Annotated in this window: 10 protein-coding genes and 1 riboswitch; of the genes, 2 read left to right on the top strand and 8 right to left on the bottom strand. The window is 43.4% G+C overall.

Annotated features, from left to right (window positions below; translation table 11 throughout):
• Positions 1-24 precede the first annotated feature (24 nt).
• The gene (locus DFO73_RS20175; RefSeq protein WP_110066600.1) at positions 25-1,746 is read left to right on the top strand and encodes a glycosyl hydrolase family 18 protein; all 1,722 of its coding nucleotides are present in this window, start codon (positions 25-27) and stop codon (positions 1,744-1,746) included.
• Between the two features lie 33 nt (positions 1,747-1,779).
• On the opposite strand, the gene ade is transcribed toward DFO73_RS20175, so the two are convergent.
• The 8 genes from ade to DFO73_RS20215 all read right to left on the bottom strand — a co-directional run bounded on the left by ade (position 1,780) and on the right by DFO73_RS20215 (position 10,828).
• Entirely contained in the window at positions 1,780-3,528 is a 1,749-nt protein-coding gene (gene ade, locus DFO73_RS20180; protein ID WP_110066497.1) for an adenine deaminase, read from the bottom strand.
• 217 nt (positions 3,529-3,745) lie between these two features.
• Positions 3,746-5,113 (bottom strand): NCS2 family permease, encoded by a 1,368-nt coding sequence (locus tag DFO73_RS20185; RefSeq protein ID WP_110066498.1) that lies wholly within the window; start codon positions 5,111-5,113, stop codon positions 3,746-3,748.
• Between the two features lie 307 nt (positions 5,114-5,420).
• On the bottom strand, positions 5,421-5,735 hold the full coding sequence (locus tag DFO73_RS20190; RefSeq protein WP_110066499.1) for an XdhC family protein: 315 nt from the start codon (positions 5,733-5,735) through the stop codon (positions 5,421-5,423).
• On the bottom strand, positions 5,714-6,544 hold the full coding sequence (locus DFO73_RS20195) for an XdhC family protein (RefSeq protein WP_110066500.1): 831 nt from the start codon (positions 6,542-6,544) through the stop codon (positions 5,714-5,716). The genes DFO73_RS20190 and DFO73_RS20195 overlap by 22 nt, the downstream gene beginning before the upstream one ends.
• Positions 6,545-6,552: 8 nt before the next feature.
• The gene (locus tag DFO73_RS20200) at positions 6,553-8,865 is read right to left on the bottom strand and encodes a xanthine dehydrogenase family protein molybdopterin-binding subunit (RefSeq protein WP_110066501.1); all 2,313 of its coding nucleotides are present in this window, start codon (positions 8,863-8,865) and stop codon (positions 6,553-6,555) included.
• Positions 8,862-9,737 (bottom strand): FAD binding domain-containing protein, encoded by an 876-nt coding sequence (locus DFO73_RS20205; protein ID WP_110066502.1) that lies wholly within the window; start codon positions 9,735-9,737, stop codon positions 8,862-8,864. Before DFO73_RS20205 ends, DFO73_RS20200 begins: the two co-directional genes overlap by 4 nt.
• Before the next feature lie 12 nt (positions 9,738-9,749).
• Positions 9,750-10,337 (bottom strand): nucleotidyltransferase family protein, encoded by a 588-nt coding sequence (locus DFO73_RS20210; protein WP_110066503.1) that lies wholly within the window; start codon positions 10,335-10,337, stop codon positions 9,750-9,752.
• Positions 10,337-10,828 carry a (2Fe-2S)-binding protein gene (locus DFO73_RS20215; RefSeq protein ID WP_110066504.1) on the bottom strand — a complete coding sequence of 164 codons (492 nt, stop codon included), beginning with the start codon at positions 10,826-10,828 and terminating at the stop codon, positions 10,337-10,339. The genes DFO73_RS20210 and DFO73_RS20215 overlap by 1 nt, the downstream gene beginning before the upstream one ends.
• A 231-nt stretch (positions 10,829-11,059) precedes the next feature.
• Positions 11,060-11,158: riboswitch (purine riboswitch) on the bottom strand.
• 159 nt (positions 11,159-11,317) lie between these two features.
• On the opposite strand from DFO73_RS20215, the gene DFO73_RS20220 reads away from it, so the two are divergent.
• Positions 11,318-11,668, top strand: a complete 351-nt coding sequence (locus DFO73_RS20220) for a Na-translocating system protein MpsC family protein (protein ID WP_110066505.1) — start codon at positions 11,318-11,320, stop codon at positions 11,666-11,668.
• Positions 11,669-11,709 lie beyond the last annotated feature (41 nt).

The following is an 11,709-nucleotide window of genomic DNA, read 5'->3' on the forward strand; positions in this document are numbered from 1 at the left end:
ATGGTTATAAGGGAGGAAATGTCAATGGCTAATATTGAAATAAACCAGCAAAAGCCTCAAGCCAAAAAGCTTATTTTTGCAGGGCTTTTGTTTGCTTTTATATTGATGCTTTCCAGTGTGCTTATGCTGATATATCCTTTTGCTTCAAATGAAAAAGCATCCTATTTTAAAGGTGAAAATCCAATTTTATTTGAGGGGAAGCAGCAGGGCAATGCCCTTATTGAAGGTGAAGCAGTTTATTTGCCGCTATCTTTTTTACACGGGTTTATCGATGAGAATATCATCTTTGACGAAAAATCGCAGTCTATTATTATAGCAACTAAAAATAAAGTGGTGCAGATGCCTTCTGAATCTCTTACTTATTACGTAAACGAGACACCAATCGATCTGCATTTTAATGTTTTTAAACAAAATAGAGAAGAGAAATATCTGGCGATTGAACCGCTTTTAACTTATTACCCGATAACCTATTCGATTCTGCCGGATTCAGGAACTGTATGGGTGCAAAAAGACGGAGAGGAGCTGGCTGCCGGAAAAGTAGCTGATAAAGATATTCATAAAGAAATGCTCCGACTTCGCACTGATGCCAGTTTGCAGTCACCGTATACAGCTTCTGTTTCTCCAAAAGAGAAAATTCTGGTTGAGGATGTTAAAGAAGATTACTATTTTGTTAGAAAAAAAGACGGTACAGCTGGTTATCTAAACAAAGAATACATCGTAAAAGGGAAGACAGAGCAAGTTTCCATTGCTATAGAGGAAGAGGTGAAACCTGTTCCAAGAATTGAAGGGCCTATCCAGCTGACCTGGGAAGCCGTTTATTCACATAATCCCAATACTTCGAAGATTCCAAAGATGCCTGGCGTCAATGTCGTATCTCCAACCTGGTTTGAACTTTCTAAGGAAGACGGCTCTATTAAGAACCGCGGCTCGATTGAATTTTCAAAATGGGCACAGCAGCAGGGTTACCAAGTATGGGGCTTGTTCTCCAATGCGTTTGATCCGGTTTTGACCCATGAAGCGTTCCAGTCCTTCCAAACAAGGCAGAACATGATTCGCCAGCTGCTCCATTTCAGCGAGCTGTACGAATTAAACGGAATCAATCTTGATATTGAAAATGTCAACCCTGGGGATGGGCCCCTTATTACACAGTTTGTACGTGAAGCAACCCCTTATTTTCATGAAGCAGGTTTGATTGTGTCAATGGATATTACGTTCATTTCTTCCAGCGGGAATTGGTCAGCTTTTTATGAACGGGATGAACTTGCCGAGATAGCGGATTATATGGTGGTCATGGCTTATGATGAACATTGGGGAAGTTCTCCGGTTGCGGGGAGTGTGGCGAGCATTCCGTGGGTGGAGGAAAACCTGAAAATTCTTCTGGAGGCAGTACCTAATGAAAAACTAATATTGGGAGTTCCTTTATATGCAAGGCTATGGGAACAAAAACAGTCAGGAGAAGTGTCTTCCAAGGCTTTATCCATGAACAAAGTAAAAGAATGGCTTAGCGAGAACAAGATTAATCCAGCTTATGATCATGCAAGCGGACAAAATTATGCAGAGCATTATTCGGAAGAAGATCAAACCACGTACAGGATATGGCTAGAAGATGAATTATCTCTGAAAAAACGCGCTGATTTGGCAAGAAAATACAAATTGGCCGGAGTTGCAAGCTGGAGCCGGTATTTTGCAGACGAATCAGCATGGACGGCATTGTCTTTAGGCGATGAGCAAGTTACTAAAAAATAGAATGAGGCCGGGAGCTAATCCCGGCCTCATTTTTTATTGCAGAGTCTGTTCAGCAACCGATATGTGGCGGAATATTTTTACTGAAAACAATCCTTTATCGGTCAGCTTAAGCTCCGGTATAACGGGGAGCGCCAAAAACGATAGTGTCAGAAAAGGGTTGAAGAGCATGCTGCAGCCGATTTTCCGCAATGCCTGATTCAATTCTGATAATTGACCGTTGATGAAGGCTGAATCCCGATCCGTCATGAGGCCGGCTATGGGCAGGGCAAGGTCAGCGAGGACTATTCCATCTTGTACAACAGCCAGGCCTCCTTTTATTTTTGCAGTATGATTAATCGCCACAAGCAAATCTTCGTCAGAGGTGGCGGCAGCGACAATATTATGGGAATCATGTGCCACAGTTGAAGCAATCGCACCTCTGCTGATACCCAGCCCCTTTAGGATACCCAGGCCAAGGTTGCCGGTGTTTTTATGCCTTTCAAGGACGGCAAGCTTCAAATAGTCTTTTTCAGGGTTGGGCTGGAAAAAGCCATGGAGGCTATCCGGCTTTTCCACCAAGTGTTTGGTAACAATACTATTAGGAATAATTCCAATTATATTTGCATTGCCTTCTCCTATATTTATTTTAAGATCCTCAAAATTTAAGCTGTTAATCCTGACACTGTCTATTATTGAAGGGGCTGGAGCCATATTGGTCTTTGCAGGATGTTTGATGGCACCGTCTTCAGCTGCAAGTATTCCGTTTTTCATTACCTTATCGATTTTGACGGTATTCAGATCGCTTAGAAACAGCAGATCAGCTTCATAACCTGGAGCGATCGCGCCCTTGTGCTTGAGGCCAAAGCATTCTGCAGCGTTCAGAGTGGCCATTTGGATAGCAAGTATGGGGTCCACGCCCTCGTTTATAGCCATTCTGACATTATGGTCAATGCTGCCTTCGTTCATAAGGTCGTCAAGATGCTTGTCATCGGTCACAAATAAACAGCGTCGTGCGCTTTGTTCTTTGACTGCTTTTAGAAGAGGGATTAAGTCTCTGGCAGCAGATCCCTCTCTCAGCATGACATGCATGCCTCGGCGAAGACGAACCAGTGCTTCTTCAGCATTTATGCATTCATGGTCGGTTCTAATCCCTGCTGACATGTATACATTGATGCCATCAGCATTCAGTCCAGCCGCATGGCCATCAATATACTTGCCATTGCTGCTTGCGCCCTCAAGCTTTTTTAACATTCCTTCATGATTTTGCATAACTGCGGGATAATCCATAACCTCTCCAAGTCCGATCACTCTCGGGTGGGCGTAAAGGCCTTCAAGATCCGTGTCACTTAGTTGTGCACCGGCATTTTCAAACGGTGTTGCGGGTACACAAGAAGGAAGCATAAATAACACATCAAGCGGTATATCCTCTGAAGCTTTGAGCATGAAATCAATGCCTGTTAATCCGCTGACATTTGCAATTTCATGCGGATCAGCAATAACGGTGGTAACACCATGTGGGAGGACAACGTTGCTGAATTCAGCAGGCGTAACCATCGCGGATTCAATATGGACATGCCCATCAATGAAACCGGGGGCAATGTAGCTGCCCGCAGCATCAATGGTATGCTTCCCCTCATAGCTGCCCAATCCTGCGATATAGCCATCAGCAATCGCTATATCTTCTTGGAGGATCTCTCTGGTAAAAACATTTATAACTTTCCCATTTTTAATAACGAGATCGGCAGGAGTCCTTTTGGCTGCCACGTCAATTCTTTTTTTTAAAACCTCCAATGTTAGCTTCATTTAAACTCCTCCCTTTTTAAAATTAGGCTGTGTTATTGCTGATTGTTGTGTATTTGGCACCCTGTTGATTGGAGTGGAAGGCGCGAGATTCCAACGGGAGGAGCGAGTCGAAGGAAGACCCCGCAGACGCGAATGCGCCGAGGAGGCTTCCGGACCGCCCGCGACAGCTTGAGTGCCTGGAGCGGAAATCAACAGGCCAGTTTAACAGAGCCTAAAATTAATGCCCGCCCATGATAAAGTTGATTATAAAAGCTGCGCTGACAAAATACATAATCCAGTGGATTTGATCTCGCTTGCCTGTTAAAAGCTTTAATAGGGTATAAGAGATAAAACCAAAAGCCAGACCCTGCGCAATGCTGAAGGTTAATGGCATTAAAATAATCGTTAAAAATACAGGTATGACATCTGTAAAATCATCAAAGCTGATATGCTTAATTTCACTAAGCATTAAGGCTCCCACGAGAATGAGTATAGGCGCGGTTGCTACGGATGGAATGAAATAGATTAACGGAGCGAAGATAAGTGAAAGGAAAAATAGCAAACCGACTGTTAAAGCGGTTAAACCTGTACGCCCCCCTTCGGAAATACCGGTTGCGTTTTCGACGTATGCATTTAGAGCTGTACTTCCAAAAGCTGCGCTGGCCATGGTTCCAACCGCATCAGCCTGAAGGGCGCGGTCAAGGTTTTCGATTTTGCCGTTTTCGTCTGTAAGGCCGGCTTTTTTGGATAATCCGATCAATGTGGCTAAATTATCAAATAATTCAACAATAGTGAAGGAGAAAATGACAGAAATAATACCATATTGAATTGCCCCCATTATGTCCATTGCCATAAAAGTCTCAGACATGCTGGGCAATGAAAGGGAAGCAACATCGCTGATTGCTTTTGGATAGGCGATAAAACCTACTATCATGGCTAATACGCTAGTGCCCAAAATACTGATTAAAAGGGCGCCTTTCACTTTTTTAGCCATTAATAAAGCAGCAGTAATCAGTCCGAATAGAGCAAGCAGGGGACCTGTGCTTGTGATATCTCCAAGCCCCACGAAAGTGGCTTCATTTGCTACGACAAGCTCAGCATTTTTCAGGCCAATAAAGGCGATGAATAAACCAATCCCGACTCCTATGGCTGATTTCAGCACACCGGGGACGCCGTCGACAATTTTTTGCCGGACACCGGTCACGGTCAGGATTAAGAACACTATACCCGATATAAAAACTGCACCTAAGGCTGTTTGCCAGGAAAGTCCCTGCCCCAGCACAACCGTATAAGCGAAAAATGCATTCAACCCCATTCCCGGTGCAACTGCTACAGGGAAGTTGGCCCAAAGTGCCATTAAAAGTGTACAAAAAACACTTGCATAAATGGTTGCAGCTAATGCAGCTTCTTTGGGAATTCCTGCATCAGCCAATATGCTCGGGTTCACGAAAATAATATAGCTCATCGTCATAAACGAAGTAATGCCAGCGAGAATTTCTGTTTTAACGTTCGTTTTCCGTTCAGAAAGCTTAAAAATCTTTTCTAGTAGGCTTGCCTGTGAGGAGGGTGGGAGACCGGATCCTAAATCCTTTTCAATCATCGACATGAATGATCACTCCTTGCTTAAATTTGCATTCCGAGATCAGCAAGTCCTAGTGCAAATAAGCTGGAAACGAGAAAGATTCAATATTTTTTGTTAAAAGATAAAATTTTTAAATAGGAAATCTGTAGATTTCTGGAATAATCAGCAGAAAGTACAATTTAACCGTTAAAATGGCTAAATCCATCTGCGAGGAATAGTTAAATATAAACATATCCGCGAAAAATTAAATATAACCGCGAAAATTTCATTTTATCCCGCGAAAACTCGAAAATCTTCCGCGAAATCTGTTTAACACCATAAATTTGAAGTATTACAATGGTTCAATAAAGACATCCATAATGCCGCCGCAAATTCCGCCATCTTCATAAAAGAGGCCTTTTGTGAGATCGACACGCTGCTGGCTGTGCCTGTTCGTCTTAATCACTTCAAACGCTTTTTCTATTACTTCTGCCTCCCCGCAGCCGCCCCCAATGGTTCCCTCAATTTTTCCGCAAGGGTAGACAATCATTTTGCTTCCGGCTTTTCGCGGAGTAGAACCTTTCGTACGGATAATGGTTGCCAGTGCGGCTTTTTCACCCCCTTTCATGATTTCCAGAGACCGCCTTATGAGGTGCATTTGTTCCATGTGCCGGCCCCCTCATGAAAACCTTTTTTGGCATGCTTTTTGATTTTCTCGCTCAATGAGCTGCCAGATTTTTGATTTTTAACTTTTAAAATTTCGGCCATCACGCTGACGGCAATCTCGGCAGGTGTTTCTGCACCAATATCGAGGCCGACAGGAGTATAGAGATGATCAAAGCTTTCATTTGGATATTCCTGGCGTATCTCCTCAAAAACACCGGAGATTCGCCGGCGGCTGCCAATCATGCCGATATAAGCAGGCTGTTCATTGCGATTTAAAAGTTCGGTTAAGCTTAAAACATCAAATTTATGACCTCTTGTCAAAAGAAGGATATAAGTTTTTTCCGTGATGTCTACGTTCTTGAAATAGTTAATATAAGATTCGCAAACTACCTCATCTGCTTCGGGAAAACGAATTCTGTTAGCAAATTCAGGCCGGTCATCAATGACTGTGACATAGAAACCGAGCATTTTTCCCATTCCAGCCATCGGTTCACAAACATGGCCGGCACCAGCGACGATGAGGTGAAGGGGGGCAGGGAAGTATTCTGCAAAGCATTCTACAGAAGTATTATTGCTGAAAAATCTAACTGAACCCGAGTATTTTTTGCGTATGAATTTTTCGCAGTTTTCAATTAATTTTTGTTTTAAATTAGGAGGAAGGAGGTAATCAGTATATAGTTTTCCATCGGTATGCAGCAATGCTTTGGATCCGATCAGCCCGCTGTCCGAATGATCGGTAATTGTCAGCAGGAAAATATCTTTTCGGCTTTTAATCGTATCTTCCAGTTTTTTATACATATCAGGGTTCATCAATTGGATCACCTTGCAGACTGGGTCTTTTTATTTTTTAGAGATTTTAACGCGTTAAATACCCTTTCAGGGGTTGCGGGCAAATGATAGATTCTGGCCCCTGTTGCATCATGGATTGCCGAGATAATGGCCGCGATGATCGGAATCATCACTACCTCACCGATCCCCTTTGCCCCAAAAGGTCCTGTTGCCTCCGTTTCCTCAACAGGGAAGGTCTCTATTAGAGGGGTTTCCCGAATCGTTGGAATGATGTAATCCGTAAAATTGCGGGTTTTATGATAGCCGTCCTCAATTAAAATATCTTCAAAAAGTGTATAGCCAATCCCCATAACGGCTCCGCCCTCCGTTTGCCCTTCAAGACCCTGTGGGTTCATCACTTTTCCTGCATCCGGAATGGAAACGACACGAAGAACATCCGTTTCTCCAGTTAGCGTATCTACTTCAACCATCACGACATGAGTTAAATAGCCGTACAAATGATGGGGGGCTCCGCCTGATCCTTCAATCTCTTCTTTTTCTTTGGGAAGGTAAAAATGCCCTTCAACCCTAGTAGTTTTACGATTATCATAAAGATATTGATAGATGGATTGATAGGCTAATTTTTTCCCATCTGCTGCAATATGATTTCTGTTGATTGCTACTTTAGAAGCAGGTATGTTCAGCATTTCTGCAGCTGTTTGCGTCAGCAGTTTCACCATATTGGGGGCAGCAGTGGCAACGGCGCGGCCGCCTGTATAGGTAGAACGCGAGGCAGTGACGGTTCCTCCATCCAAGGTTCGGGAAGTGTCACCCTGAACCACTTGAATATTTGAGATATCACTGTTAAGTATTTCCGCAGCCACCTGGGCATAGACCGTACTGTTGCCTCCGCCGATTTCTTCACATCCCACCCCAACTAGAAATTTCCCATCTGGAAGCAACTCGATTGATGCTGCACCATAGTCCGGAAGGCCGATTCCCATTCCGATCCCGTGGAAGGAGGTCGCCAATGAGATCCCTCTCTTTTTCCAGGGTTCACTTACATCAGCTTTATATTTTTCCCTGTTTCGCCACAAGTCACAGTTTTCCGCTGTTTCGAGTGTCTTATAAGTCCCGACGCTCGATTTGACGACATGCCCTACACTTGAAACTTCACCCTGATGGTAAACATTTTTTTTGCGCAGATCTATTGGGTCGATACCCAGCTTTTCTGCAATCATGTCCATATGGGTTTCAATCCCCATGCAAACCTGGTTAACGCCAAAACCTCTGAAAGCCCCTGCAATGCCATTGTTTGTATAAACACAAAATCCTTCTAGATCAACATTCGGAATCTTATAGGGTCCGCAAGAATGTTCTATGGCAAGTGCAATAACAGCTCCGCCAAGGGAGGCATAAGCGCCTGTATCACCAACTGCCCTAACCTCGTTTGCCAGGAGTGTTCCGTCACTTTTGGCCGCTGTTTTCATCTGGACTTTAAAAGGATGCCGCTTTATGCCGGCAATCACAGACTCTTCACGGCTGTAATGGATTTTAACAGGCCGGCCGTTCGTATGCATGGCTAATAACGCAAGATAAATTTGAACCGTGATTTCATCTTTCCCGCCAAAAGCACCGCCAATAGGGCTGGAAATCACCCGAATGCGTTCAGGATTATAGGCAAGCGAACGGGCAATCTGCATCCGGTCCCGGTATGCATACTGGCCTGGGCAGCGAATCGTAATAAATCCTTCCTCATCCATAACTCCCCAGCCGCCTTCCGTCTCAATAAAAGCGTGCATTTGCCGCGGGGAATAAAAGGTATTTTCAACAATAATATCTGCTTCCTGAAACGCTTTTTCGGTATCCCCGTTTTTGATGGCTACGTGGCTGTGAATATTCCCGTCAGGATGAAGCCGGGGAGCGGAAAGTGTCATAGCATACTCTGCATCTGTCACAACCTCCAATGGTTCGTAATCTACTTTTATTAGAGAGAGAGCCTGTTCGGCAATTTCCAGTGTTTCTGCAGCGACAAGCGCTACAGCATCGCCCGTGCAGCGGACCACCTTAGAGCAAAGGACTGGCTGATCGGGCACTACAATTCCAAATCCGTTAAATCCGGGAATGTCCTTGTGTGTCAGAACACATATCACTCCAGGAAGCTTTTTGGCTTCTTTGGTGTCAATATGGTTAATTTTTGCATGAGGATATTCGGACCGTAATACTTTTCCCCATACCATGTTATCGAAATGGTAATCCGTCATATATTTTAATTCCCCTGTTACTTTCTCAGGGCCGTCTATTCTCTTGACTCTTTTTCCAACCCACTTGAAGGTTTCAGGATTGGCTTGGTTATCGGTCATCGGTTTTCCCACCTCCTGATCAATCGGTATAATCCTCTTTCCAGCAGGGCGCTCGCCATATCGCGCCGATAGGTTGCAGTCGCTCTGACATCTGTGATTGGCATGACTTCTTTCCAGGCAATCTTGGCGATATTCTGGATTAAATCTTCTGTCAGCGGTCCCTGTGAAAGAAGATATTCACATTTTTTTGCACGGATGATCGTTGGGCCGACCGACCCAAAAGCAATTTTCCCGCCTTGGCAGTGCCGGCCTTCAATCATTCTTAAGGAAATCGCGACATTCACAATGGAAATAGATTGGGCTTTCCTGGGGCCGAGCTTTTGGAAAATCCCGATCTCGTTTGGCACTTGCGGATGAATCAAGATGTTCGTAATCATTTCATTCTCTCTTAAAACAGTCCTTCCCGGACCAGTGAAAAACTGTTCAATGGGGACTAGCCTTTTGGTGTTTAATGAGCTGATTTCAAGTATGGCTCCAAGGACATATAAAGCCGGGAGTGTATCTCCTGCGGGGGAAGCAGTTCCGATATTGCCGCCGATTGTCCCCATATTTTGCATTTGCGTTGCCCCAACCTCCCGGGCCGCCTCAACCAGAACATCCGCTTTTCTCTGGAGCAGGGGAGATCGGACAATGTCTGTATGTGTTGTTAAGGGACCGATATGGATGCAGCCTTCTTTTTCTTCGATATCGCGAAGTTCTTTTAAGCTCTTTATATTAACCCAAACCTCAGGGCGCCATTTTCCTTCCTTCATCCGTACTGTTGCATCTGTGCCGCCTGCAAGCAATTTATGTTTTTTATTAGTTTGGGCCAGAAACGCAAGGCATTCAGAAAGAGAGGAAGGGGTGATGATATCAATTTCAGAAACAAGCATGGGCAAACCTCCTTATTTTATTTTTAATGCATGTAAATAATCTTCCGGGGTATTTAAATTCAAGTGGATAGAAGAATCATCTACTGGAACTTCTTTTACGAGGCTTTTATGCTTTTGGAAAACACTTCTCAGCCCCTTTGTTTCTTCTTTGATGGCAGAAAGCTCTTCACGCAAACCGGAAGAAAACAAAACGGGATGTCCTCTTCTACCCTGAAAGACTGGAACAGTAATTAGGCTGCGCTCTCTGATTTGCACGTTATAAAGCCGTTTTAATGTCAGTTCTGATGCCGGCTGGTCGACCGCTGTAATTAGAATATTACGCGCGTGAGTGTTAGCAGCACTAACGCCGGCAATGATGGAAGAGCATTTTCCTGTATGGAATAAGTCATTTTTAACAACTTTGACGGGATAATTTTTTGCCATCGTTTCTAATTCTTCAGACCTGTAGCCTACAACAGCGATAACATCTGAAAAAGGTGATTCAATCAGTGTCTGCAGCTGGTATTCAAATAATGTCCGTCCATGCCAGGAGAGCAGTCCTTTTAATTCCCCCATCCGAGTAGACTGTCCTCCTGCCAAGAGAATGGCCGCACCTGCCATTAGCCTGTAATGGTTTCCTTTTTGGAATCATTTTTGGCTGCGGCTGATTGGACAGCTTTGATTATTTTGGTATAGCCTGTGCAGCGGCACAGGTTCCCGCCTAGTGCTGTTTTTATTTCATCCGTAGTTGGAATCTGGTTAATTCCGTTTAAAAAAGCTTTTGCAGAAACAATAATTCCAGGTGTACAGTAACCGCACTGTGTAGCACCTTCTTCAACAAAAGACTCCTGAATTACATCCAGGTTGGGAGTTAGCCCCACACCTTCGCATGTGATGATGTCCTGTCCTTCTGCCTGACCGGCAAGGACAAGACAAGAACAGGCAACCTCGTTATTGATTAGTACAGAGCAGGAACCGCATTCTCCTTTTCCGCAGCATTCTTTGCTTGCAGTCAGCCCGAGATCTTCTCTGAGGACATCGAGAAGAGTTTTGGCAGGCGGGCAGGTAATCGAGCACTGTACTCCATTAACTGTGAATTGAATGGTTTTCAATTTTATGCCTCCTTATGGAAAGGGAATCTATAGGAATTCCCATTGTCAACCTATTAATTTTTAGATGGTACAAAACTGGATAGGCAATTAGCCCTTTTTGGCAGATTTGAATTTTGGAGTATTTGTGGTCTGGAAGTTTTGGTGTTTTTATCTAAGATATTATGCCTTTTCTTCTAAATAGACTAAAAAACATAAAAAAATTCCTAAATAAGAAAAGAGTCTTGTGCAGATAAAGCACACATCTCTTTTCGTAGTCAGGAATTTACGGTTCCTAGTAGAGACCCTCAAACCAATTATTGAGGTTATACGAAAATCAGGTAAGTATTTTTTTTCATTGAGAGGATTTTGGCCAATTTTTATAGAAATTAGGGGTAAGTTGCTTTGAAGTTTAATAGCTCCGTTAATATTTTGTCAAGTCAAAATTTTCTGAAAAACAATATTGACGCATAAAAGCAGTTTGTTTAATATAGTGTTTAACAGGAGGACATTATGAATTTCACCTCATCCCACTTTCATCCAACTTTTAAAAAAGACCTTGCTCACCTATATAACCGAATTAACCAGGAGATCTATGGTGTGGGAGTAAAAAAACAGCGGATTGAAACCTTTGATGACAGAGTGATCATTTTTGCCCAGCATAAGCGCGTACAGGCGCTGAAGATGCTAAGCAAAAACTTTCATCACCTAACCATTTCGGTTGATTCTGCATTGATTGCAGAGTTTAAATCGTTATTTAAGGTGCATATCGAAGCAACTCTTGATCTCAAAGTAAGGACCATTTTAAAAGATTATGATCCTGTTACAGAAGAAGCATGCACAATTATATATTTTAAAGAGTAAAAGATTATATTTGGGATAGCTGTGTATGACGCATTTATCTT

Source organism: Cytobacillus oceanisediminis (assembly GCF_003182355.1).
Taxonomy (GTDB): Bacteria; Bacillota; Bacilli; order Bacillales; family Cytobacillaceae; genus Cytobacillus; species Cytobacillus oceanisediminis_A.